Genomic DNA, 23,513 nt, shown 5'->3' on the forward strand with positions numbered 1-23,513 from the left:
CCCGCCGGCCGCACCCGCGAACCACCCGTGAACAAGCTCTGGATCCTTTTCGGCGCCCTGGTCCTCGCCGAGATCGGCTACCCGCTGACCGAGGGCCGGGCCCGGACCGGGCTCGTCATCGCGACTGTCGTCATCGGATACGTCGTCTCGGTCGCCCACGCCTGGCTCACCCGCGGCCCCCGCACGGCCGGCCTGCTCGTCCTCGTCACCACCGGTGGCGGCCTGCTGGTCGAGGCGGTCGGGCGCACGACGGGCTACCCGTTCGGCGACTACGACTACACCGCGGCGCTCGGCCCGCGGCTGCTCGGCGTCCCGCTCGTCATCCCCCTGGCCTGGACGTGGATGGCCTGGCCGGCCTGGATCGCCGCCGGCCGGATCACCGCCGGTCGCGCGGCCCGCACAGCCGTCGCCGGGCTCGGACTGGCGGCCTGGGACCTGTTCCTGGACCCCCAGATGGTTTCCCAGGGGTACTGGCAGTGGCACACGAGCACCCCCGCCCTCCCCGGCGTGCCGGGCATCCCGCTCACGAACTACCTCGGCTGGCTCCTCGTCGCCGTCGCCCTCATGGCGCTGCTCGGCACCGCCCCTCAGCGCGGCCCGCATCAGGACGCGCCCATGTACGCCATGTACCTCTGGACGTACGCCTCCAGCATCCTGGCCCACGCGGTCTTCCTCGGCCTGCCCGCGTCGGCCGCGTGGGGCGCCCTCGGCATGGGGCTCGTCGCGATCCCGCTGGCGGTGCGACTGTGGCGCTCCTGACCGCCGGCGCGGTGGTCCTGGCGGTGCTCCTGGCCCTGCTCGCCCACACCGCGATCAATGCGAGGCTCCTGCGCAAACCGCCCGGAACCGCAGAAGCCACGGACTCCGCGGCTGTACTGCTCCCGCTGCGCGACGAGGCCGACCGGGTCGGACCGTGCCTGCAGTCGCTGCTGCGGCTCCCACCGGCGACCCGGGTCATCGTCCTCGACGACGGCTCGACCGACGGCACCGCCGAGCTGGTCGAGCGCACCGCCGGCGACCGGGTGGAGCTGCGCAGCGGCCGGGACCTCCCCCCGGGCTGGCTGGGCAAGCCGCACGCCTGCCACCAACTGGCCGAGGCCGAAGCCGGATCGGGGGCCCGGACCGGCACAGGCGCGCAGTTCCTGGTCTTCATCGACGCCGACGTCGTGCTCGCGCCCGACGCGGTCGAGCGCGCGATAGCCGTCATGCGGGCGCACGACATCGACCTGCTCACCCCATACCCGCGGATCGAGACCGGGAGCATCGGCGAGCGCCTGGTCCAGCCCCTGCTGCAGTGGTCGTGGCTGACGTTCCTGCCGCTGCGGGCCATGGAGCGCTCGCCCCGCCCGAGCCTCGCCGCGGCCGGCGGCCAGTTCCTGGTGGTGCGCCGGGCCGCCTATGACCGGGCGGGCGGCCACGCGGCGGTCCGGGACAGGGTGCTCGAGGACATCGAGCTCGCCCGGGCGGTCAAGCGGGCCGGTGGCCGCATCGCGCTCGCGGACGGTTCGGAGCTGGCGCGCTGCCGGATGTACACCTCGTGGCGGGAACTGTCGGAGGGCTACAGCAAGTCGCTGTGGGCGTCGTTCGGCTCGCCGGCCGGAGCCGCGGCCGTCCTCGCGCTGCTGCTCGCCCTCTACGTCGTGGCACCCGCGGCGGCGCTGCTCGGGCCCTGGTCCGGGCCGGCGGCGCTGCTGGGGCCGGCCGCATACGGGCTCGGCGTCGCCGGGCGCGTGGTGAGCGCCCGGGCCACCGGCGGCCGCGCACTGCCCGACGCGCTGGCCCACCCGGTGTCGGTGCTGCTGTTCGCGTGGCTGGTGGTGCGCTCCTTCGCGCGCCGCGGCCGCACCACCTGGAAGGGGCGGCCCACATGGCGGCCGTAATCGTCATCGGGGCCGGTGTCGGCGGGCTCTCCGTCGCCGCCCGGCTGGCCGCCGCGGGGCACCGGGTGACCGTGTTCGAGCAGGCCGAGACCGTCGGCGGCAAGCTCGGCCGGCGCACCGTGGAGACCGCGGCGGGGGCGTTCACCTTCGACACCGGGCCGAGCCTGTTCACCCTGCCGCAGGTGGCGGCGGAGCTGTTCGCCTCGACCGCCGGGAGCCTCGATCCGACCGGCGGGCTCGACCTGGTGCCGCTCGACCCCATTGTCCGTCACCACTTCCCCGACGGGTCCACATTGGACTCCGCGGCGGGCGATGCGTTCGCCGAGCGGATCGGGCAGGCGTTCGGGGCCGAGGCGGCCGCGGACTGGCGGCGGCTGTGGCGACGGGCCGGGCGGGTCTGGGCGACCTCGTGGCGGCACGTGCTGACGTCTCCTGTGGACAGTCCGATGCAGATGGCCGGGCTGGCCTGGCGGCTGGGCGACCTCGCGGCCATCGCCCCGGGCCGCACGCTGCGCGGGCTGGGCCGCTCGCACCTGCGCGACCCGCGGCTGCGGATGCTGCTGGAGCGGTACGCGACCTACACCGGCGCCGATCCGCGCCGCGCCCCGGCCGCACTGCTGGCGATTCCCTACGCGGAGCTGGAGTTCGGCGGGTGGTACCTCCGCGGCGGCCTCGGCACCCTGGCCGACGCGCTGCTGGCCCGCTGTGAGGCCCTCGGCGTGCGGGTGGTCACCGGCGCCGCGGTCCGCTCGATAGCCGTCGAAGGCGCGCGCGCCGCCGGTGTGATCCTCGAGGACGGCAACGCGGTCAAGGCCGACGTGGTCGTCGCCAATGCCGATGCGCTCCAGGTGTACCGCAGCCTGCTCCCCCGCCCCCGCGAGGCCCGCCGGCTCGAGGCCCGCAGCCTGGGCGGGTTCGTGCTGCTGCTCGGGCTGCGCGGGCGCACGCCGGGCCTCGCGCACCACACGGTGTTCTTCCCGCGCGACTACGACGCCGAGTTCGACGCGATCTTCGGCACCCCGCCCGCGCCGGTGGCGGACCCGACCGTGTTCGTCACCGCAGCCGACGACCCGCTGGTCCGCCCGGACGGGCACGAGGGCTGGTTCGTGCTTGTCAACGCCGCGCCGCAGGGCCCGGTCGACTGGCCCGCGGCCGCCGACGCCTACGCCGACCGGGTCCTCGCGGTGCTTGCCGAGCGCGGGCACGACGTCCGTGACCGGCTGCTCTTCCGCGAGGTTCTCACGCCGGCCGATCTGGAGGCGGCGACCCGCTCGCCGGGCGGAGCCATCTACGGCACGGCCAGCCACGGCCTGGGCGGCCTCCTCCGGCCGCCGAACCGCTCGCCGCTGCCCGGGCTGTTCCTGGTCGGCGGCTCCGTCCACCCGGGCGGCGGGCTGCCGCTGGTGATGCTGTCGGCGAAGATCGTGGCCGACCTCATCGGAGCCGGCTGAGCAGCGGCACCAGCTCCCGCTCCTCGGTCGCGAAGTGCGCCTCGAGCTCACCCGCCAGCCGCTCCAGGAGTGCGGCGTCGGGCGTCTCGGCCAGCTGCTCGATCTGCCGGGCGATCGCCCCGTGCTCCTCGCGCAGCCGCTGGATCAGCGGTGCGGCCTGCGGAAACTCGCGCTCGATGCGGGGGAAGGCGCCGTCCTCGTTGCAGTGGTGGGCCTTGAGCGCGCCGCAGAACGCGAGGCAGTGCGCGGCCGGGTCGCGCCGGGCGGCGGCCAAGTCGGCCCGCAGCGCGGCGTGGATCTGGGCCAGGGTCGGTGCGTCGGCCATGATGGGGACACCTTTGGTCGGCAATTAGCTTTGTAGTCAAAGTTACTTTGAGGAGCAAGACAGTGTCAACCTCGGTCGACGCGGCGATCCGCACCCTGCTGCTGCTCATGCCGCGGATGGTCGGGCGGGCCAAGCGGACGCCGCCGCCTCCGGAGCTGGCCGGGCTCAACCTCGCGCCCCGGCACCTGTCGCTGCTGTCATACCTGCTGCTGGACGGCGCGCTCGGCGTCAACGAGCTCGCGGCCCGGCTGGAGGTGGCGCCGACGACCGTGAGCCTGATGGTGGGCGACCTGAGCCGTAAGGGCGTGCTGCTGCGGCGCGAGGACGACGCGGACCGGCGGCGGACGATCGTGAGCATCGCGCCGGAGCACCACGCGGCCATCGACGGCTGGCTCGGGCGCAGCGCGGCGGCCTGGCGCGTGGCACTCGACCCGCTGACCGACGAGCAGCGGGAGCTGCTGGTGTCGACGCTGCTGACGTTCGAGGAGGCCCTCGGCTAGCGCAGGGCCTTGACCACCGCCCGCAGGAGCTGGCCGAGGCCGACCAGGGCGACCAGGACCGCGATCGCCATGGTGAGGGTGGCCGCGCGGTCGTCGAACAGCGTGGCCAGCAGGCCGAAGATGGCGACCAGGATGCGGGTCGGGCGCTCGGCGACGGTGACCGCGCCGATGTCCGGCAGGCCCGCCACCGTCGCGCGGGCGCGGACATACTCGTGCAGCCACATCACGGCGCCGGCCGCCACGGCCAGCCAGACGGGCGCGCCGAGGAGGGCGAACGCGAGCACCCAGGCGGCCTCGGACAGCCGGTCGGCGGCCGAGTCGTAGACCTGGCCCAGGCGGGTGGCGCGATCGGCGATGACGGCCAGCACGCCGTCGATCGTGTCGGCGAACGCGGCGAGCAGGATCAGGATCGCGGCCCACAGCCCGCCCAGCGGGGCCAGCGCGGCCACGGGCGGTACACCCAGCGAAATCAGCAGCCCGAAGAGCGTCACGGTGTTGGGGCTGCCGACGCCCGCCCGCAGCAGCGCCGAGCCGAGCGTGTGGCCCAGCCGGAGCCAGCCCCGGACCAGGGACGGGGCCCGGCGCGGGTCGTAGCCTCCGTGGGCGGCCGACCAGCGTGCGCAGTACCCGTCCCAGTCGAGTGCGTCAGGCGCGCGCACCGACGCCGAGCTGCTGCCAGACCTCGCGGGTCGCGGTGGATCGGTTGAACGTGATGTAGTGGATGCCCGGCACGCCCTCGTCGAGGAGGCGCTGGCTCATCGCTGTCGCGTGGTCGATGCCGAGGCGGCGCACGGCCTTCGGATCGTCGGCCACCTTCTCGAAGCGGGCCGCGAGCTCGGCCGGGAACGGGGCGCCGGAGAGCTGCTCCGAGCGGGCGATCGTGCCGACGTTGGTGACCGGCATGAGCCCGGCCACGATCGGCGTGTCGCAGCCGGCCGCGCTGACCCGGTCACGCAGTCGCAGGTAGTCGTCGACGTCGAAGAACATCTGCGTGATCGCGAAGTCGGCGCCGGCCCGGCACTTGCGCACGAAGTTGGCGGTGTCGGCCTCAATGTCGACGGAGCGCGGGTGCTTGTAGGGGAACGCGGCCACGCCGATGCTGAAGTCGCCGGCCTCGTGCACGAGCTGCACCAGCTCCTCGGCGTAGAGCACACCCTCGGGGTGCTGGACCCACTCCCCCGTCGGGTCGCCCGGCGGGTCGCCGCGCACGATCAGGAAGTTGCGGATGCCGGCCCCGGCCAACTGCCCGATCACGTTGCGCAGCTCGGCGATCGAGTGGTTCACCGCCGTCAGGTGGGCCATCGGCAGCAGCGTCGTCTCCGTCGCCACCCGCTCGGTGACCGCGACGGTGGTGTCGCGGGTGGTGCCGCCGGCACCGTAGGTGATCGAGACGAACGACGGCTGCAGTGACTCCAGCTCCCGGATCGCCTGCCAGAGCTGTTTCTCCGCTTCCGGGTTCTTCGGCGGGGAGAACTCGAAGGAGAACGTGGGCGCGTGCTGCGCGATCAGGTCACCGATCGCGGCAGGTCCGCCGCCCATGACAGAGGGAAGTCCGAGAGCCACCTTCTGACTGTAATGCCCGAAGCGGCGGGAAGGCACTTCCAAGTTTGCGGAGCGGAATTGTCGTACCTGGGGGGTATAAGAGGGGGCGGATGTTGCCGGTGGGTGGCGTCCCTGGTGCCGCGACCTGGTCCCAGGAGGTGGCTGTATGTCCTTTGTCCGGGAAGACGACGAGACGTTCGGTGCGCTGCTGACCCGATTGCGCCTGGATCGCGGGCACTCGCAGCTGCGGCTGGCGGAGGCGCTGTGCGCCGCCGCGGGCCAGCCGACGATCACCAGGCACGAGGTGTCCCGGTGGGAGCGCGGCGAGCGCGTGCCGGGCCCGCCGTGGCTGGCGTGGATCGCGCTTGTACTGCAAGTCCCCCTCGACGATCTGGAGCGCGCGGCCGCCGTGTCGCGCCGCGGGGTCGCCCGCGCGGCGCCCGGACCCGCGGCGGCCGGCGGCGGCGCCGGGGCCGGGCGGGGCGCCGGGCCGCCGGACGGGGGCCCGGTGGACGCGCACCGGGTGCTGGAGCTGCGGCAGATGGACGATCTCGTGTCCGGGCCCGAGGTGGTCCGGGTCGTGCGCGACGCCTATACGGCCGCGGTGCGCCAGGCGCCCGGTCAGGGCCGGGCCGCGCTCGGGCTGGTGGCCGAGCTGGCCCAGCTGGCCGTCTGGGCCGGGGTCGACGCCGGGGCGGCGGCCGGTGGGCGGTCCGTGTCCGGGCTCGTGCGCGACGGCCTGCGGGCCGCGCTGCACGGCGGGCAGCGGGCGCCGGCCGGGCTGCTGCTCGGATGCGTCGCCCAGCTCCACGCGGAGCACGGGGCCGGGGCGTCGGCGCTGCGGCTGGCCCGGGCGGCCCGGCGGCTGGCCGGCCCGGCCGACGCCGGCACGCTCGCCGTCCTGTGGCTGCGGGAGGCGGCGGCCGCGGCGGCCACGGGCGACCGGGGCCGGTGCGACGCGGCGATCGCGGCGGCGGCGCGAGCACACCGGGGGCGACGCCCGCAGCACGAGCCGCCGGGGCTCTACTGGCTCGACGACACCCACTTCGCGGCCATGGCCGGGCGGTGCCAGGCCGCGCTCGGGTGGCCCCGCCAGGCGCTGCCCATGCTCGACGCCGCGCTGCGCTCGGCCGCGCGGGCCCGGGCGGCCGGAGGGGCCGGGCTGCGGCCGCGGGCGCTCGGGCTCGTGCACGTTGCCCGGGCCCGGGCACTGCTCGCGGGCGGTGCGGTGGATGCGGCCTGCGCGGCCGCCGGTGACGCCGTGATCGCCGGGGTGAGCTGCGGCTCCGTGCGGCTGGCCCGGGAGATCGAGCGGGTCCGGCCCGGCCTGCGCCGCGGGCGCAACTACCGCGAATTCGCCGAAATGTACGCGTCGGTGGCCAGGGCCGGCCGAGATGGGGACAACATCGGTTCGTCGAGGAGGGCGGTTTCGGACTAGCGTCTCTGCCGTGACGCACCCCTTCCTCGACCGCGCCGACCTCCGCGACCGGGTCCGCGCCGCCCTGGGCCAGTTTCTGCAGCGGCGGCGCGACCGGCTCGCCGAGATCGAGCGCGAGGCGCTGGCCCCGGTCGCCGACGCGATCGACGCGCTGGTGCTCGGCGGCGGGAAGCGGCTCCGGCCGGCGTTCGCATACTGGGGCTACCGGGGCGCGGGCGGCGCGGACCGGGACGAGATCGTCGCCGCGGTCGCCGCGCTGGAGCTGGTCCAGGCGAGCGCGCTGATCCACGACGACGTGATGGACGGCTCGGAGACGCGCCGCGGCGAGCCGGCCGCGCACCGGCGCTTCGCCAACCTGCACGCGGCCAGTGGATGGCGCGGCGACCGCAACGCGTTCGGCACCGCGGCCGCCATCCTGCTCGGCGACCTCTGCCTGGTCTGGTCCGACGAGATGCTGCACGCCAGCGGCGTCGACCCGCAGACCCTGGCCCGGGCCCGGCCGGTCTTCGACGACATGCGGACCGAGGTGACCATCGGGCAGTACCTCGACGTGCAGACGCAGGCCACCGGTGACACCTCCACCGCGCGGGCGAGCCTGGTGGCCCGGTTCAAGTCGGCGAAGTACACCATCGAGCAGCCGCTGGTGTTCGGCGCGGCGCTTGCCGACGGCGGGCGGCTGGCCAAGGCCTACTCCGCGTTCGGGCTGCCGCTCGGCGAGGCGTTCCAGCTGCGCGACGACATCCTCGGCGTGTTCGGCGACCCGGCGGTGACCGGCAAGCCCGCGGGCGACGACCTACGCGAGGGCAAGCGGACCTACCTCATCGCGGCCGCGATCGAGCGGGCCGGCACCGCGGTGTTCGACGCCCACCTCGGCGACCCGCAGCTCGACGAGCGCGGCGTCGCGCTGCTGCGCTCGACGATCGTGGACAGCGGGGCGCTCCAGCGCACCGAGGAGCGCATCGCCGACCTGACCGAGTCCGCGCTCGACGCGCTGGCCGAGGCCGAGATCACCGACGAGGCCCGCGACGTGCTCACCGGTCTGGCTCAGGCGGCGACCCAGCGGGCGGTCTGAGCCGGACCCAGAGCGCCAGGGTGGCCACGATCAGCGCGAAGCCGAAGGCCAGGTCCTCGATCGGGGCGTAGACGAGCCGGATGCCCAGTATCGCGTCCGGGTTGTAGAGCACCACGCCGCGGCCCGTGAGGATGCCGTTGGACAGCAGCTGGAAGGCCAGGACGATCGGGTAGGAGCACCAGAACACCCGGCCCAGGAGCACTCGCGTGCGCAGGACGGCCACGTCGAGTACCACCGCCGAAATCACCCCGAGAACAGCCGCCGCGGTGTAGGTCACCGCCGCGACCACCGCAGCAGCGTCAACCGGGTCGCCTCGAAGCCCAGGATCGCGCACACCGGCACGACCAGGAAGAACAGCAGCTCCTCCAGCGGCAGGCCACCCGGAAGGATGACCCCGACGATCTGGCGGGGGTCGAAGGTCCAGTGGTCGGCGTGGATGGCCAGCAGGTCCCAGACCACGAACACGGCGGCGACCGGTGCGATGGTCAGCACCAGTCGCCGCACCTGCCGCAGGACGCCGACCTTCAGCAGCGGCTCCAGCCACAGCGCCCCGAAGAGGCAGCCGGCCAGGACCAGCAGATAGGTCCAGCGCACCGTCAGAAGCCCAGGGCCTGCGCGCGCCGCTTGACCTCGGTGGCGCGGTTGCCGCGCAGCGCGGCGGCGGGCGTGCCCGGCAGTGACTCGTCAGGTGTGTACAGCCACCGGAGGGCCTCCGCCTCGTTGTACCGGGCGTCGTACAACAAGCGCAGCACGCCGGGGAGGTGCTTGACAACGCCCTCGTCCGTGATGAAGTCCGCGGGGACCCGCAGCACCCCGTTTTCCCGGACGGCGATCAGGGACTGGTCGCGGACCAGCTGGTGCACCCGGTTCACCGGGATGCCGAGGCGCTCCGCAACGTCGGGCATGGTCAGCCACTCGGCCGGACCGGCAGATTGTTCGCTCACACAAGCAGGTTAAACCTCGCAACGCGATGGGGAAGGAACGGGCAGTGGGGCTCTTGCTCAAGGTTCACCGAGAGGTCGCCGGTGCCTGGCGCTCCGCGTGCTACGACATGTACCGGCACGCGAGCCGCCGGCGCAGCGTGCGGCTGCGGATGCAGGAGACGGCCGAGTACGGCCCGCGCAACCACCGGGGACAGCACGTCATGCGGGCCTCGTCGCGCAGCCGGGCCGCGGCCACCACGGGCGTCGCGCTGCTGGTGGCGGGCGGTGCCGCCGGGACCTACCTGGCCGTGGCCGGGAGCCTGGCCGCGCTGCAGCCCGAGCCCTACGAGGCGCCCGTCGCCGCGCCGGCCGCACCCGCGACCGCCCCGAACCCGGCCCCGAGCCTGATCCGGCCGCCCGCGCCGCAGCCCACCCAGGTGCGCCCGCAGGTCCGCCGCACGACCGAGCCGGCGCCGGTGCTGGCCGCGCCCGAGGTGCCGGTGCCGATCGAGGTGCCGACGCAGCAGCCGACGGAGCCGGAGAGCACCCCGACGCCCACGCCGAGCGCGACGCCGAGCGAAACCGCCAGCGAGACGGCCAGCCCGTCACCCTCCGTCACGTCCTCATCGCCCTCGCCGTCACCCACAAAGCGCTCCAAATGGGGACGATCCGCCGACGATCGCGCCGGGCGCTGAGGTTTAGCCCACCTCAGCCGTACACTCGCAGCCAATGGATACCACGGTCGCCGATCCTCTGCTCGGTGCGCTCGTAGACGGGCGCTACCGCGTTCGCTCGCGTGTCGCCAAAGGCGGCATGGCCACGGTCTACACGGCAATGGACGAGCGCCTCGAGCGCATCGTCGCGCTGAAGATCATCCACCCGGCGCAGTCCCGCGACCCGCTGTTCGTGGACCGGTTCACCGACGAGGCCAAGACCATCGCGCGGCTGACCCACCCGAACGTGGTGGCCGTCTACGACCAGGGCACCCATCACGGGCTGCCGTATCTGGTCATGGAGTATGTCCGCGGCCAGACGCTGCGCGAGCTGCTCGCCGAGCGCCGGCGCCTGCAGCCGCAGGAGGCCCTGGCGATCATGGAGCAGATGCTCGCCGCGATCGCCGCCGCGCACCGGGCCGGGCTCGTGCACCGCGACGTCAAGCCGGAGAACGTGCTCGTCGCGGAGTCGCCCGGCGACACGCACAACATCATCGACGGCGTGGTCAAGGTGGCCGACTTCGGCCTCGCCCGCGCGGTCGAGGCGAGCGCCGACGAGACCGGCTCGCACCTGATGGCCACCGTCGCCTACGTGGCACCGGAGCTGGTCACCGACGGGCACGCGGACCCGCGCACCGACGTCTACTCGGCCGGGATCGTGCTCTTCGAGATGCTCACCGGGCGGGTGCCCTATGAGGCCGACCGGCCCGTCGAGGTGGCCTGGCAGCACGTGGACCGCGACGTGCCGTTCCCGTCGAAGTACGTCCCCGGCCTGCCCGCCGCCGTCGACGACCTGGTGGCCCGGGCGACCCGGCGCGATCCGGGCGCCCGCCCGACCGACGCGGGCGCGATGCTGGCCGAGGTCCAGGTGGTCCGCGAGGACGTCGGCACCGTGACCGACGGCCGGACCCGTCAGGTGGCTCCGCCGACGGTGATGGTGCCGCGGGTCGACTCCGTGCCGCAGCACCACGCGCACGGCAATCCGCAGACGCAGACGTATCAGGCCAGCCGCCGCCCGTCGTGGGCCCGGCTGCCCGCTCCCGCGCCGTCGCAGGGCGTGGGCCGCCGGCACCGGGGTGAGGTCACGCGCACCTCCGAGGGCGGCGGACTGCAGGGGCTGCTGGCCCAGATCAACGCCAACCCGCGCACCCGGCTGGCCGTGATCGCCGCGATGCTGACGTTCGGCCTGCTCGTCGCGGTCGGCGGCTACTGGTTCGGCGTCGGCCGCTACACCGACACGCCCGACCTGCGGGCCAAGACGGGTCAGCAGGCCGCGAAGGAGGCGGCGGCGGGCGGGTTCAAGGTCAAGTTCGGGACGCCGCAGTTCGATGCGGCGGTACCGAAGGATGCGGTCCTGTCCCAGGACCCGGCGGCCGGCGGGCGGATCCTCAGCGGGGGCACCATCACGCTCGTCCTGTCCCTCGGGCCCGAGGTCTACCAGGTGCCGGACATCGCCGGCAAGGAGTGGGACCTCGCGCTCGTCGACCTGCAGGCGTTGAAGCTGACCGCCAACCGGGCCGAGAAGTTCGACGACGCCGTCCCGGCCAATTACGTCATCGACACCGACCCCAAGATCGGCACCCCGGCCAAGCCCGGCCAGGCGATCACCGTCTTCGTCAGCAAGGGCCCCAACCCGGTCAAGGTGCCGCTCGTCGTCGGCAAGACCCAGGACCAGGCCAAGCAGGCCCTGGACAAGGTCGGCATCAAGATCGGCAAGGTCGAGGAGGTCGAGAGCGACAAGCCCAAGGGGCAGGTCGTCTCGCAGAGCATCGGCGACGGCAACAGCGTGGCCGACGGCATGGTCATCGACCTGCAGATCTCCAAGGGCCCGGCCCAGATCCCGATGCCCGAGGTCCGCGGCATGCCGCTCGACCAGGCCAAGGCGCAGCTCGAAGGGCTCGGCCTGGTCGTCGACGCGCAGGGCTTCGGCACGGTCCGCCAGCAGAACCCACCGCCCAACACGCCTGTCGTCCCCGGCCAGCACGTGTCGCTGTTCGCGTTCTTCTGATGGGTCGGTGTTGATGGTCTCCGGCGTCCCCACCCCCGTCGGCGGGCACGCGCTCGTCGGCGGCGGGCTCGGCAAGGGGCTGCTGCGCTACGTCGAGCAGACGACCGCGACGGCCGTGCAGGTGTACGTGTCCAACCCGCGCGGCTGGGCGCTCGCCACCGGCGACCCGAAGCAGGACGACGCGTTCGGCAAGGGCTGCGCCGAGCACGGGGTGACCGCCTACGTGCACGCCGCCCTGCTCGTCAACCTGGGCTCCCCCACCGAGGCCACCGTCGAGCGCTCGGTGGCCACCCTGGAGCACGCCCTGCGCCGCGCCCACGCCATCGGGGCCCAGGGCGTCGTCTTCCACGCCGGATCGGCCGTCGATCCGACGCATGCCGAACGGGCCTTCGCGACGGTACGTCGAGTCCTCCTCCCCCTCCTGGACGAGGCCGATCACCAGGGCTGGCCGCAGCTGCTCGTGGAGCCGAGCGCCGGCGGCGGCCGGTCCCTCGCCTCGCGGGTCGAGCACCTGGAGCAGTACCTGGACGCGGTCGAGCGCCACCCGCACCTCGGCGTCTGCTTCGACACGTGCCACGCCTGGGCGGCCGGGCACGACCTGGCCACGCCGGGCGGGATGACGGCGACGCTCGACGCCCTGGTGGCCGCGGCCGGCGCCGACCGGCTCCGGCTCATCCACGCCAACGACTCGAAGGACGCCTGCGGGTCGACGCGGGACCGCCACGAGTCGCTGGGCAAGGGCACCATCGGCGCGGCCGCCTTCGCCGAGCTGGTCAAGCACCCGGCGGCCGGCGGAGTCCCGCTCATCGTGGAGACGCCGAGCGGGTCGGATGCAGGGGAGCACGCGGCCGACATCAGGCTTCTACGCGGTTCAATGGCTGTGTGAAGCGCGATCTCAACCTGATCGCGGCGGGGCTGGCGATCTCGACGGCCGGGGACGCGGCCGCGCTCGTGGCGCTGCTGCTGCGGCTCCAGCCGCACGGGAGCGGGTGGGTGGCCGGGCTACTGGCGGCCGAGCTCATTCCCTATGTCGTGCTGGCCCCGCTCACCGGGCGGGTGGTCGACCGCTTCGAGACGCGCTCGGTGCTGCTCGTCGCGCTGGCCGGGCAGGCGGTCCTCTGCGTGCCGCTCGCGCTGGTGTCCGCGCTGTGGGCCACCGTCCTGCTCTTCGCCGGCATCACGGCGCTGTCCGCGTTCGTGCGCCCGGCGACCTCGGCCCTGGTCCCGGCGATCACCGGGGCTGACGCGGCCCAGAAGGGCTACGCCCGCCTGGCCACCGGCACCGGCCTCGGCTGGATCGCCGGCCCGGCCGCGGGCGGCCTGCTCACCGGCGCGTTCGGCGCGACCGCCGCGATCCTGGCCGACGCGGTCACCTTCACACTGCTGACCGCGGCCTGCGCGGCCGTCCGGACCCGCCGCCACCCCGCCCCGCACGACCCCGAGGGCGCGACCGCCCGCGGTGGCCTGCGCCTCATCCTCGCCGACCGGGTCCTGCGCACCGCCCTGCTCGGCAGCGCGATAGCGGTGAGCGCCGGTGTCGTCGACAACGTGGCCGCGCCGTTCCGCTTCGTCGGCCAGCTGGGCGCCGGCGACTCCGGCTACGGCCTCTACCTGACGCTGTGGGGCATCGGCGCGCTGCTCGCGGCCCAGGTCGTCAGCCGCGTGCCGCTCTCCGATGCGGCGCTCATCGCGCTCGGCAACCTGCTGATCGGGGCCGGCATCGCGGGCATCGGCCTGGCCCCGACACTGGTCCTGGCGTTCGTGGCGTCCCTGGTCGGCGGCTTCGGCAACGGCGTGACGAACGTCGCCCAGAACGCGCTGATCAGCACCCGCACTCCCCCGGACCGGCACGGCCGCGCCTTCGCCGCCGCCGGCGCGCTGATCCAGACCGCGATCGGCGTCGGGACGGCGGCCGCATCACCCCTGGTCACTGCCCTGAAGGCCGACGGCGCGATGCTCACCGCGGGCCTGATCACCGGCGCCGTGGCGCTCGTCGCCCTGATCTTGAGCCGGTCGGCTGCCTGACTCCCGTCGTTCATCTTCCGTTGGCCGTGTCGTTGGCCCGGCGCTGCTACCAACGGGTCGTGCGGTTCAAGGAGTTCACGGCAGTCGCCCTCGTGGCGGTCGTACTGATGTCGGCGTGCAGCAGCGCCAAGCCGTCGCCGGAGAAGACCGGCGGCTACGACGCCAGCCCCAAGGCGCTCAACATCATCGCGGGCACCGAGCAGGAGACGGTCGCGAACACGATCGTCAAGCCCTGGTGCCAGAGCAAGGGATATCAGTGCAACATCACGCTGAAGGGCTCGGTCGACCAGGCGCGCCTGCTCGCCGCCGGCAATAACGACTACGACGCCTACTGGTTCGCCTCCAGCGTCTTCGCCCAGATCGGCGACACCGGTGGGAAGCTGCAGGACACCAAGACGATGTTCCTGACCCCGGTGGTGTTCGCCGGCTGGCAGAGCGAGATGCAGAAGCTCGGGTTCGCCGGGCGGACCGACGTCTCCATCGGCGACATCCTGACCGCCGTCGAGTCCGGGAAGACAAAGGTGTGGGTGACCAACCCGACCCAGTCGAACTCGGGCGCGACAGCGCTGTTCGGGTTCATGAACTACTTCGCCGGCAACGGCCCGGGCAAGGCGCTCACGCAGGAGCAGCTGGACTCGGCCCCGGTCGAGGACGGGATCACACGGTTCATCAAGGCGATGAGCCAGACCCCGCCGTCGACGGGCACGCTCATGAGCCAGTGCGTCGAGCAGCCCAGCGAGTGCCGCACCATGTTCACCTACGAGGACCTGGTCATCGAGAAGAACCAGGAGCTCGTGAAGGCCGGCAAGGAGCCGCTCGTCGTGGCCTACCCGCGCGGGTCGCTGGCGATCAGTGACTCCCCGCTGGGCTTCTACCCGCACAACAACGGCGGCGACGCGGCCAAGAAGCAGATCCTCAGCGAGCTGCAGGACTACCTGCTCAAGGACAAGGCCGCCCAGACCGAGCTGCTGAAGCTGGGCCGCCGCCCGGCCACGAGCGTCGGGCTGACGCTCGACAACCCGGACACCGCGGTCTTCAACCCCGCCTGGGGCATCCAGGCCACGATCAACGAGCAGGGCATCCAGTATCCGTCCGCGCCCGTCATCCAGGCCGCGCTGGACCGCTACCAGACCCGCTACCGGCGCCCGGTGAACACCTACTACTGCCTCGACGGCAGCGGCTCGATGAACGGCAACGGCGGCTGGAACGGCGTGAAGGCGGCCGCGCACCAGGTCTTCGACCAGGACCAGGCGGCGGTGAACTTCCTGCAGAGCCACCCGAAGGACATCACGACGGTGACGATCTTCAACAGCGGCGTCACCGCGGGACCGTGGACGGTCAACGGCAACGACGCGAACGCGCTGCGCGGGATCACCAACAACATCAACGGCTACAACCCCGGTGGCGGCACCGACATGTACACCTGCCTCAAGGAGGCCGGCGACCTGCTGAGCAAGCCGCAGACCGACGACCGCAAGGGCCTTGTCGTGCTGATGACCGACGGCAAGTCGGAGACCGGCCACCGCAGCGAGGCGCTGTCGGCGCTGAAGGCGGCGAAGGTACCGGTCGTCGCGATCGCGTTCGGCAGCGAGCCCGACGCCAGCCAGCTCAAGGAGCTCGCGTCCGCGACCGGCGGCACGTACGTCCAGCAGAACGACCTCGTCGCCGCGCTGCGCCAGGCCGCGGGGTACAAGTGAGGCGCCGCCTCGCCGCCCCGGTCGCGCTCGTCGCGGCCGTGGTGGTGTTCGTGGTCATCTACCTGCTCATCGGCAGCCTGTTGTGGGCGCCGATCCTCGCGGTCGTCGCGGCGATCGGCGTCTACCTGATGCTCGACGACCGCAGCTCGGCCCAGGTCAGCAGCGACGACTACGCCGACGAGGCGCAGGAGAAGGTGGACGAGGCGCTGAAGCTCATCAAGGGCATCCAGCGCCTGGCCAAGGACGTGCGCTCCCCCGTCGCCCGCAAGGCGCTGGAGACCGCCTGCGAGATCGTGCCCGAGCTGTTCCGGCGGGTGCAGGCCAAGTCGCCCAACAGCCTGTTCTCGACGGCCAGCCAGATCGGCGGGCACCTGCGCAGCCTCGACGGCGCCGTCCACCAGTACATCGACATCCAGAGCAAGCCGATGCTGTACCGCGACCCGGAGTCGCTGCGGCTCAGCGGTGAGCACGCGTTCCAGCGCTTCGCCGACTTCGCCCTGGAGAGCGTCCGGCTGGTCAACCAGGGCGACCTGGCGCAGTACAAGGCCAACCTCGACACCGTCGCACCGCCGAAGCTTCCTGAGTTGGGATGAAGGAGTCACGTTGAGATTGCCGAGCATCCGGTTCCTGATCGGGCTGGGAACGGTGATCGTCGTCCTGGTCGCCGGCGTCGTGCTCTACACGACGCTGGGCAAGAAGAAGGACGACAACACGCCGGCCGCCACGCCGGACACGACCCTGACCTGCCTGGGCGGCTCCGAGAAGTCCGAGCTGATGGCCGACGCGAAGGTCAGGCAGCTCCTCAAGGACAAGTACCACCTGACGGTGAACTTCCAGGCGCTGGGCTCCTACGACCAGGTCCAGCTGTCGACCGACGAGCTGAACAAGCGCAAGGTCGACTGCCTGTGGCCGTCGAGCGCCAGCGCGCAGGCCGTGTTCGAGGCGCAGCACCAGGGTCTCGTACGCGCGGAGAACGTCCTGCAGTCGCCCGAGGTGATCTACGCCGGGCCCAAGGGCACCGCGGCGCTCATGGGCAAGCAGCTCGTCCAGCAGCGCGGGAACCAGTACTACATCGTCAACATGAAGGCGCTGCTGGTGGAGTACATCGCCAAGCGGCAGACCTGGGAGTCCATCAACGCCAACGGCCTCAACGGGCCGATCACGGTGTCGAGCACGGACCCGGCCCGCTCCAACAGCGGCTTCACGCTGGCCCAGCTGGAGCTGAACATCCTCGCCACCGACGACGTCTTCTCCGCGCCGAACCTCGACCAGGCCAGGAAGGCGCTGCCGAAGATGCGGGAGCTCTACGACGCGCAGGGTCTGCAGGCGCGCAGCTCCGACTCCGGGTTCCAGCAGTGGCTCACCCAGGGCGCCGAGCTCAAGGCGCCGCTCTACGCCGGCTACGAGAACCAGCTGATCCAGCAGATCGTCGCGGCCGGGGCCAACAGCGCCTCGATCCTGAAGAACGTCAGGGTGCTGTACCCCGAGCCGACGATCTACAGCGACCACCCGATCCTCGCGCTGAACGCCGACGCGAGCCGGTTCATCGACGCGATGAAGGACGACGAGATCCAGACGATCGCGTGGCGGCAGTACGGCTTCCGCTCGGCGGTCAAGGTCGGGATCAACGACGTGAGCGTCTTCAAGGACATCAACCTGTCCGACCAGATCCGCACGACGGCGCCGCCGGCCGCCGACGTGACATTGGCGTTGCTCGACTGCATGAAGGACGCCAAGAAGTGCCAATGAGGGGGACCAGATGAGCGACGGACTGCAGATCGACTTCGGCACCATCGTCGGTGGGCCGCCCGAACCGGCGGCGGGCTCGGCCGACAGTGCCATCTCCAACGCGCTGGTGCTGAGCGCCGAGCCGCGCGCGCTGGTGTGCAAGGACCTGCTCAGCCCGGGGCAGCTCGCGCAGGCGCAGGCGGCGGCCAAGCAGCTGTACCCGGTGATGCTCGCCAACACCGACCAGCTCGCCGCGTTCGGCACCAGCGCCATCGACGGCGTCAACGCCCAGGTCACCCGGATCTTCCGCGAGGTCGGCCGGGTCAACATCCCCGAGCTCACGGGGATCATGCACGAGCTCAACGACCGGATGCGCAACTTCCGCCGCAAGTACGACCCGAGCGACCCGAAGGTCCGCGAGACATTCAACAAGTTCTCGGACTCGATCAAGGGTCTGTTCCGCAAGGGCCGCGACCTGCTGGAGATGCTGTTCGAGGAGGCCAAGACCGTCGAGCAGCAGCTGGACAAGGTCGCCGGCCAGCTCAGCGACAAGCAGCTGCAGCTCAAGCGCAACGTCGTGCTGTGCGACGAGCTCTACAAGGCCAACGAGGCGGCGATCGGCCAGCTCGTCGGCGCGATCGCGGTGATGGAGCTGGTCCGCGACGTGGCGCTCGACGACGCCAACTCCATCAAGATCACGCCGGGCGCGCCCGACGAGCGCGACCTGCAGGAGCGCCTCTCCCTGATCACCGAGTTCATCCAGGCCCTCGAGGTCCGGATCAACGAGTTCCAGCAGCGCCTCTTCGTCGCCTGGTCCACGTCGCCGCAGGTACGCAACATCCGCACCCTGAACTACGGCCTGGGCCAGCGCCTGGCGCTGCTGATGAACCTGACGATCCCCACGATGAAGCTCACGATCGCCCAATGGGCCCTGATGATGCAGGCCAACCAGGCGGCCGACATGCAGCAGGCGGTGGCCGACGGCGCGAACGACGTCCTGTCCGCCTACGCCCAGGCGTCGAAGACGGCGGTGCCGCAGATCGCCCGCGTCATCCAGACCCCGACGATCCGCCCGGAGACCATCCTGGAGGTTGCCGACTCGATCGACGCCCAGGCCCGCGGCATCGAGGAGGCAGTGAAGTACGGCCAGCAGAAGCGCGCCGAGGTGGTGACCGCGATCGTCACGGCGAACGAGTCGATGTCGCAGACCTCGCAGCGCCTGAGCCGGACCGTCATCGAGCTCGTCACCAGGGCCAAGGAGCCGGTGGCCCTGCCGGCCGGCCCGCAGATCCCGGCCTCGGTGCTCGAGCAGGCCCCGGCGCTGGCGCAGCGGCAGGACGCGTAGCCGGCTACAGCAGCGCCGGGAGGACCTTCACGGCGTGGTCGATGCCGTCGTCCGTCTGGTCCATGTGGGTGACCAGGCGGACGAGGCGGCGGCCCAGGACTGAGACCAGGATGCCCTGGTCGCGGGCGGCGGCGGCGAAGGCCGGGCCGTCGATCGCGGTGCCGGTCAGGTCGAGCGGGACGATGTTGGTGCGGATGCGGGCCGGGTCCACCACGCCGGACGGGGAGAGGGCCTCGGCCAGGCGGTGGGCGCGGGCGTGGTCGTCGGCCAGGCGGGGGATGTTGTTGCGCAGCGCGTAGAGGCCCGCGGCGGCCAGGATGCCGGCCTGGCGCATGCCGCCGCCCAGGCGCTTGCGGAGCTTGCGGGCGGCGGCTATGCGCTCGGCCGAGCCGATGATCAGGGAGCCGACCGGCGCGCCCAGGCCCTTGGAGAGGCACACCGAGAGGGAGTCGAAGAGGCGGCCGTAGGCGTCAAGGGGCACGCCGTCGGCTACGTGGGCGTGCCAGATCCGGGCGCCGTCGCAGTGCAGGTGGACGGCGGCCTCGGTGGTGACGGCGCGCAGAGCCTCCAGGGTCGCCAGCGGGATGACGGCACCGCCCAGGCGGTTGTGGGTCTGCTCGACCGCGACCGCCCGCGTCGGCACCGCCACGAAGCCGTCGGGACGGATCATGTCGGCGACGGTGGCCGGGTCGAGGTCGGCGGCGGCCGAGGGCCACGTGCGGGTGGAGACGCCGCCCAGGGCCGCGGCGGCGCCGATCTCGTCGGTGACCACGTGCGCGGCGGCGTCGCAGAGCAGCTCCTCGCCGCGCGGGACGGCGAGCTGCAGGGCGATCTGGTTGGCCATGGTGCCGCTCGGGGCGAACAGGGCCGCCTCGTGGCCGAAGAGGGCCGCCACCTCGGCCTGGAGCTCGTGCAGGGTGGGGTCCTCGTCGAACACGTCGTCGCCGACCACGGCCGTCGCCATCGCCTCGCGCATGGCGGGCGACGGCCGGGTCAGGGTGTCCGAGCGGAAGTCGACGACGACCTCAGCCACGCAGCATCTCCGCGACCAGGAACGCGAGCTCCAGCGACTGCTGGGTGTTGAGGCGCGGGTCGCACGCCGTCTCGTAGCGGTCGGGCAGGTCCTCGTCCACGATGGCCTGGGCGCCGCCGAGGCACTCGGTGACGTCCTCGCCGGTCAGCTCGACGTGCAGGCCACCGGGGTGGGTGCCCAGCTCGCGGTGGACCTCGAAGTAGCCGAGCACCTCGTCGACGATCCGGTCGAAGTGCCGGGTCTTGTACCCGTTCGACGATTCGTGGGTGTTGCCGTGCATGGGGTCGCACTGCCAGACGACCCGGCAGCCGGCCGCGGTGACCTTCTCCACGATCGACGGGAGGGCGTCGCGGACCTTGGTGCTGCCCATGCGGGCCACGAACGTGAGGCGGCCGGGGATGTTCTCCGGGTTGAGCTTCTCGAACAGCTCGATCGCCTGCTCCGGCGAGGTGGTCGGGCCGAGCTTGACGCCGATCGGGTTGGCCAGGCGGGCCATGAAGTCCACGTGCGCGCCGTCGATCTGGCGGGTCCGCTCACCGATCCACAGGAAGTGTCCGGAGAGCCCGTACGGCCGGTTGCCCGCGATCCGGACCAGGGGCCGCTCGTACTCCAGGGCCAGCGCCTCGTGCGAGCAGTACAGCGTCACCGTGCGCAGCGCCTCGTCGTCGTTGACGCCGCAGGCCTGCATGAAGCGCATCGCCCGGTCGATCTCGCGGGCGATGGCCTCGTAGCGCTGGCCGGCCGGCGAGGTGACCACGAAGCCCTTGTTCCAGTCGTGGACCGCGTGCAGGTCGGCCATGCCGCCGCCGAGGTACGCCCGGAGCATGTTCATGGCACTGGAGGAGTTGGCGTAGGCCCGGACCATCCGCTGCGGGTCGGCCACGCGGGCCTCGGGGTCCTGGTCCAGCGAGTTGATCATGTCGCCCCGGTAGGCCGGCAGGCCCAGCGAGTCGAGCGCGGACGAGCGCGGCTTGGTGAACTGCCCGGCCACCCGGCCGATCTTGATGACCGGCAGCGACGCGCCGTAGGTCAGCACGATCGCCATCTGCAGCAGCGTGCGGGCGTTGCCCAGGACGTGGGCCTCGGTGTTGTCGGCGAAGGTCTCGGCGCAGTCGCCGCCCTGGAGCATGAACGCCTTGCCGTCGGCGACGAGGGCGAGGCGCTCGCGGAGCTGGTCGACCTCATACGGCGCGACGATCGGCGGGACGGACGTCAGCAGCTGCCCGACCTCGTCGACAGCGGTCTGGTCCGGCCACGGCGGCGTCTGCGCCCGGGGCAGCGTCCGCCACCGGTCGAGGCCGAACACGTCGTCTTCCTGGTTGCCCGGCACGGCGACGCGGGAGATCTCCGGACCGGGGTACGTGAAGTGATGCCACTCCTGGCGCATGGGGAAAGCGTACCGAGGCGGGCTGACGGGTGAGTGACACCACCCGCCAGTCCCGCGAGCTGGAAAGCCCCTACATGTTGATCATGTGCCCGGCCAGGCCGTGAATGGCCTCCTTGACCGCTTCGCCCAGGGTTGGGTGGGCGTGGACGTTTCGGGCGATCTCGTGCACGGTCAGGTCCCACTGCTGGGCCAGGGTCAGCTCGGGCAGCAGCTCGGTGACCTCGGGGCCGATCAGGTGGGCGCCGAGCAGCTCGCCGTACTTCCCGTCGCTGATGATCTTCACGAAGCCGGTCGGGTCGCCCAGGCCGTGCGCCTTGCCGTTCGCGGTGAACGGAAACTTCGACACCTTGACGTCGAAGCCCTGCTCGCGCGCCTGCGCCTCGGTCCAGCCGAAGCTGGCCACCTGAGGCTGGCAGTACGTCGCCCGGGGGATCATGACGTAGTCGAGCTCCATGGTCTCGGCCCCGGCGATGGTCTCGGCGGCCACGATGCCCATCGACTCGGCCGCGTGGGCCAGCATGAGCTTGGCCGTTACGTCGCCGATCGCGAAGATGTGCGGGACGTTGGTGCGCAGCCGCCCGTCGACCGCGATCGCGCCCCGCTCCGTCAGCTGGACACCGGTCTTCTCCAGGCCGTAGCCGTCGACCCGCGGTACGAAACCGATCGCCTGCATCAGCTTGCCGGCCTCGAGCGTCTGGCTCTTCCCGTTCGACGAGACGGTCACCTTCACGCCGTCGCCGGTCTCCTCGACCGTCTCGACGCGGGTCGAGGTCAGGACCGAGATGCCGAGTCGCTTGTACCGCTTGAGCAGTTCGGCCGACACCTCGGCGTCCTCGAGGGGCACCATCCGGTCCAGGAACTCGACGATCGTGACCTTCACGCCGTAGTTGTGCAGCACGTAGGCGAACTCGACGCCGATGGCGCCCGCGCCCGCGATGATGATCGACTCCGGCAGGTCCTCGCTGAGGATCTGCTCCTCGTACGTGACCACGCGCTCGGACAGCGACGTGCCGGGCAGCAGCCGGGTGCTCGCGCCGGTGGCGATGATGCAGTTGGCGAACGTGATCGTCTCGTCGCCCACCTGCAGCGTGTGGTCGTCGAGGAACGAGCCCTTGGTCTCGTACTGCCGGATCTCGTTCTTCTTCATCAGGTAGTGCACGCCCTTGACGCGGCCGTCGGCCACCTTGCGGCTGCGCTGGAAGGCCGCGCCGTAGTCGAAGGTGACCTCGCCGGAGATGCCGAACGTCTTCGCCTCGTGGTTGAAGATGTGGGCGAGCTCGGCGTTGCGCAGCAGCGCCTTGGAGGGGATGCAGCCGACGTTGAGGCAGACGCCGCCCCAGTACTTGTCCTCGACGATGGCGGTGCGCAGGCCGAGCTGCGCGGACCGGACGGCGGCGGTGTATCCGCCCGGGCCGGCGCCCAGGACGACGACGTCGAAGTGCTCAGTCATAGCCAGTCCTTGCGTTTGAAGGTGACGTACAGCACCACGGACAGCACCACGATGAGGATGGCCGAGGTGATGAACCCTGACAGCTTGTCAGATCCCGGGTACGGCACATTCTGCCCGTAGTAGCCCGTAACAGCGGTGGGGACCGCGATGATGGCGGCCCAGCTGGTGACCTTCTTCATGATGCTGTTCTGCCGGTTGCCCTGCACGGCCAGGTTCGACTCCAGGATGGTCGCGGTGAAGTCGCGCAGGCTCTCCGTGAACTCCGTCACGCGCAGGACGTGGTCGTAGAGATCCTGGAAGTACGGGATCATCTCCTCGTCGACCAGGTGCTCGCGGGAGTGCATGAGGCCGCCCACCACCTCGCGCATGGGCATGATGACCTTGCGCATCCGGTTGAGGCTCTTGCGGAGCCGGAAGCTGCGCTGCTGCACCTCGCGGACCGCCACCATCGTCTCCTCGAACAGGCGGTCCTCCAGGCCCTCGAGCTCCTCGTCGAGCGCCTGCACCGCGTCGAACTGCCCGTCGACGATCACGTCGAGCAGGCCGTGGGCGAGCCACGCCACGCCGTGTCCGGCCAGGTCCTCGGCGGTGGCGTCCCAGCGCTCGATCACGCCGTCCATGTCGAACCCGGCGCCGTGCACGGTGATCAACGCCTGGTCGGTGAGGAAGGCCGAGACCTCCTCGACGACGACCGCGCCCTTCTTCTTCTGGAACTTCACGGCGTAGGCGTTGAAGAACATGTGCTTCGGATAGTGCAGCAGCTTGGGCCGCTCGTGGGGCGAGGACGCGTCCTCGATGGCCAGCCGATGCAGCCCGAACTCCTCCTGGACCCGGTCGTAGTCGCCCTGCTCCGGGTCGGCGAGATCGAGCCACACGACCGCGGCGGAGTCCTTGAGGTGCTCGGAGATATCGTCGAGCGGGAAGTCCTCGGCCTCCAGCCGCCCATCCCGGTAGAGCCGCGTGCGCGCCATACGAGTCATCAAAGCAGAAGGAGGC

24 protein-coding genes are annotated in these 23,513 nt (G+C 72.0%); 14 read left to right on the forward strand and 10 right to left on the reverse strand.

What is annotated here, in order from left to right; genetic code table 11:
- The first annotated feature begins 27 nt into the window (after window positions 1-27).
- From Dvina_RS44385 to Dvina_RS44395, 3 genes are read left to right on the forward strand one after another with little or no spacing between them, the layout of a single operon-like run.
- Entirely contained in the window at window positions 28-759 is a 732-nt protein-coding gene (locus Dvina_RS44385; RefSeq protein ID WP_223097063.1) for a carotenoid biosynthesis protein, read from the forward strand.
- Window positions 747-1,880: a glycosyltransferase family 2 protein gene (locus tag Dvina_RS44390; protein ID WP_380030243.1), complete on the forward strand. Its 1,134-nt coding sequence runs from the start codon at window positions 747-749 to the stop codon at window positions 1,878-1,880. Before Dvina_RS44385 ends, Dvina_RS44390 begins: the two co-directional genes overlap by 13 nt.
- Entirely contained in the window at window positions 1,868-3,331 is a 1,464-nt protein-coding gene (locus Dvina_RS44395) for a phytoene desaturase family protein (RefSeq protein WP_223097064.1), read from the forward strand. The genes Dvina_RS44390 and Dvina_RS44395 overlap by 13 nt, the downstream gene beginning before the upstream one ends.
- Here the strand turns inward: Dvina_RS44395 and Dvina_RS44400 are convergent.
- Complete coding sequence (locus Dvina_RS44400; RefSeq protein WP_223097065.1) at window positions 3,315-3,656, reverse strand: hemerythrin domain-containing protein; 342 nt, start codon at window positions 3,654-3,656, stop codon at window positions 3,315-3,317. The two genes, Dvina_RS44395 and Dvina_RS44400, sit on opposite strands and share 17 nt — an antisense overlap.
- Window positions 3,657-3,718: 62 nt before the next feature.
- Between Dvina_RS44400 and Dvina_RS44405 the strand changes: the two genes are divergently transcribed.
- The gene (locus Dvina_RS44405) at window positions 3,719-4,156 is read left to right on the forward strand and encodes a MarR family transcriptional regulator (protein ID WP_246655725.1); all 438 of its coding nucleotides are present in this window, start codon (window positions 3,719-3,721) and stop codon (window positions 4,154-4,156) included.
- Here Dvina_RS44405 and Dvina_RS44410 read toward each other — a convergent pair.
- Both Dvina_RS44410 and metF read right to left on the reverse strand, forming a co-directional pair.
- On the reverse strand, window positions 4,153-4,815 hold the full coding sequence (locus Dvina_RS44410) for a CDP-alcohol phosphatidyltransferase family protein (protein ID WP_223097066.1): 663 nt from the start codon (window positions 4,813-4,815) through the stop codon (window positions 4,153-4,155). The two genes, Dvina_RS44405 and Dvina_RS44410, sit on opposite strands and share 4 nt — an antisense overlap.
- Window positions 4,802-5,719, reverse strand: coding sequence for a methylenetetrahydrofolate reductase [NAD(P)H] (gene metF / locus Dvina_RS44415; protein WP_223097067.1), 918 nt, complete (start codon window positions 5,717-5,719; stop codon window positions 4,802-4,804). Before metF ends, Dvina_RS44410 begins: the two co-directional genes overlap by 14 nt.
- Before the next feature lie 145 nt (window positions 5,720-5,864).
- Between metF and Dvina_RS44420 the strand changes: the two genes are divergently transcribed.
- Window positions 5,865-7,136: a helix-turn-helix domain-containing protein gene (locus tag Dvina_RS44420; RefSeq protein ID WP_223097068.1), complete on the forward strand. Its 1,272-nt coding sequence runs from the start codon at window positions 5,865-5,867 to the stop codon at window positions 7,134-7,136.
- A gap of 10 nt (window positions 7,137-7,146) precedes the next feature.
- Window positions 7,147-8,208: a polyprenyl synthetase family protein gene (locus tag Dvina_RS44425; protein WP_246655726.1), complete on the forward strand. Its 1,062-nt coding sequence runs from the start codon at window positions 7,147-7,149 to the stop codon at window positions 8,206-8,208.
- Here Dvina_RS44425 and Dvina_RS44430 read toward each other — a convergent pair.
- From Dvina_RS44430 to Dvina_RS44440, 3 genes are read right to left on the reverse strand one after another with little or no spacing between them, the layout of a single operon-like run.
- On the reverse strand, window positions 8,168-8,497 hold the full coding sequence (locus Dvina_RS44430; RefSeq protein ID WP_246655727.1) for a lycopene cyclase domain-containing protein: 330 nt from the start codon (window positions 8,495-8,497) through the stop codon (window positions 8,168-8,170). The genes Dvina_RS44425 and Dvina_RS44430 overlap by 41 nt on opposite strands.
- The gene (locus Dvina_RS44435) at window positions 8,482-8,802 is read right to left on the reverse strand and encodes a lycopene cyclase domain-containing protein (protein WP_223097070.1); all 321 of its coding nucleotides are present in this window, start codon (window positions 8,800-8,802) and stop codon (window positions 8,482-8,484) included. Before Dvina_RS44435 ends, Dvina_RS44430 begins: the two co-directional genes overlap by 16 nt.
- Before the next feature lie 2 nt (window positions 8,803-8,804).
- The gene (locus tag Dvina_RS44440; RefSeq protein WP_223106061.1) at window positions 8,805-9,113 is read right to left on the reverse strand and encodes an Rv2175c family DNA-binding protein; all 309 of its coding nucleotides are present in this window, start codon (window positions 9,111-9,113) and stop codon (window positions 8,805-8,807) included.
- Between the two features lie 83 nt (window positions 9,114-9,196).
- Between Dvina_RS44440 and Dvina_RS44445 the strand changes: the two genes are divergently transcribed.
- Genes Dvina_RS44445 through Dvina_RS44480 form a run of 8 tightly spaced genes read left to right on the forward strand, consistent with a single transcriptional unit; the run spans window position 9,197 to window position 18,647 of the window.
- Entirely contained in the window at window positions 9,197-9,826 is a 630-nt protein-coding gene (locus Dvina_RS44445; protein ID WP_223097071.1) for a hypothetical protein, read from the forward strand.
- A gap of 34 nt (window positions 9,827-9,860) precedes the next feature.
- The gene (pknB, locus tag Dvina_RS44450) at window positions 9,861-11,852 is read left to right on the forward strand and encodes a Stk1 family PASTA domain-containing Ser/Thr kinase (protein WP_223097072.1); all 1,992 of its coding nucleotides are present in this window, start codon (window positions 9,861-9,863) and stop codon (window positions 11,850-11,852) included.
- A gap of 13 nt (window positions 11,853-11,865) precedes the next feature.
- Window positions 11,866-12,738 carry a deoxyribonuclease IV gene (locus tag Dvina_RS44455; RefSeq protein WP_223106062.1) on the forward strand — a complete coding sequence of 291 codons (873 nt, stop codon included), beginning with the start codon at window positions 11,866-11,868 and terminating at the stop codon, window positions 12,736-12,738.
- Window positions 12,735-13,877, forward strand: a complete 1,143-nt coding sequence (locus Dvina_RS44460; protein ID WP_223097073.1) for an MFS transporter — start codon at window positions 12,735-12,737, stop codon at window positions 13,875-13,877. Before Dvina_RS44455 ends, Dvina_RS44460 begins: the two co-directional genes overlap by 4 nt.
- A 59-nt stretch (window positions 13,878-13,936) precedes the next feature.
- On the forward strand, window positions 13,937-15,574 hold the full coding sequence (locus Dvina_RS44465; protein ID WP_246655728.1) for a vWA domain-containing protein: 1,638 nt from the start codon (window positions 13,937-13,939) through the stop codon (window positions 15,572-15,574).
- Window positions 15,571-16,167 (forward strand): 5-bromo-4-chloroindolyl phosphate hydrolysis family protein, encoded by a 597-nt coding sequence (locus Dvina_RS44470; protein ID WP_223097074.1) that lies wholly within the window; start codon window positions 15,571-15,573, stop codon window positions 16,165-16,167. The genes Dvina_RS44465 and Dvina_RS44470 overlap by 4 nt, the downstream gene beginning before the upstream one ends.
- 10 nt (window positions 16,168-16,177) lie before the next feature.
- Window positions 16,178-17,323, forward strand: coding sequence for a hypothetical protein (locus tag Dvina_RS44475; RefSeq protein ID WP_223097075.1), 1,146 nt, complete (start codon window positions 16,178-16,180; stop codon window positions 17,321-17,323).
- Between the two features lie 10 nt (window positions 17,324-17,333).
- Entirely contained in the window at window positions 17,334-18,647 is a 1,314-nt protein-coding gene (locus Dvina_RS44480) for a toxic anion resistance protein (RefSeq protein WP_223097076.1), read from the forward strand.
- Between the two features lie 4 nt (window positions 18,648-18,651).
- Here the strand turns inward: Dvina_RS44480 and Dvina_RS44485 are convergent, their stop codons facing one another.
- From Dvina_RS44485 to Dvina_RS44500, 4 genes are all read right to left on the reverse strand, one after another.
- Window positions 18,652-19,680 (reverse strand): threonine aldolase family protein, encoded by a 1,029-nt coding sequence (locus Dvina_RS44485; RefSeq protein ID WP_223097077.1) that lies wholly within the window; start codon window positions 19,678-19,680, stop codon window positions 18,652-18,654.
- On the reverse strand, window positions 19,673-21,067 hold the full coding sequence (locus Dvina_RS44490) for a class II 3-deoxy-7-phosphoheptulonate synthase (RefSeq protein ID WP_223097078.1): 1,395 nt from the start codon (window positions 21,065-21,067) through the stop codon (window positions 19,673-19,675). The genes Dvina_RS44485 and Dvina_RS44490 overlap by 8 nt, the downstream gene beginning before the upstream one ends.
- Window positions 21,068-21,137: 70 nt before the next feature.
- On the reverse strand, window positions 21,138-22,517 hold the full coding sequence (gene lpdA, locus Dvina_RS44495; protein WP_223097079.1) for a dihydrolipoyl dehydrogenase: 1,380 nt from the start codon (window positions 22,515-22,517) through the stop codon (window positions 21,138-21,140).
- Window positions 22,514-23,488: a magnesium transporter CorA family protein gene (locus tag Dvina_RS44500; protein WP_223097080.1), complete on the reverse strand. Its 975-nt coding sequence runs from the start codon at window positions 23,486-23,488 to the stop codon at window positions 22,514-22,516. The genes lpdA and Dvina_RS44500 overlap by 4 nt, the downstream gene beginning before the upstream one ends.
- Window positions 23,489-23,513: the final 25 nt, after the last annotated feature.

The sequence above is a fragment of the Dactylosporangium vinaceum genome (assembly GCF_019904175.1).
Lineage (GTDB): Bacteria > Actinomycetota > Actinomycetes > Mycobacteriales > Micromonosporaceae > Dactylosporangium > Dactylosporangium vinaceum.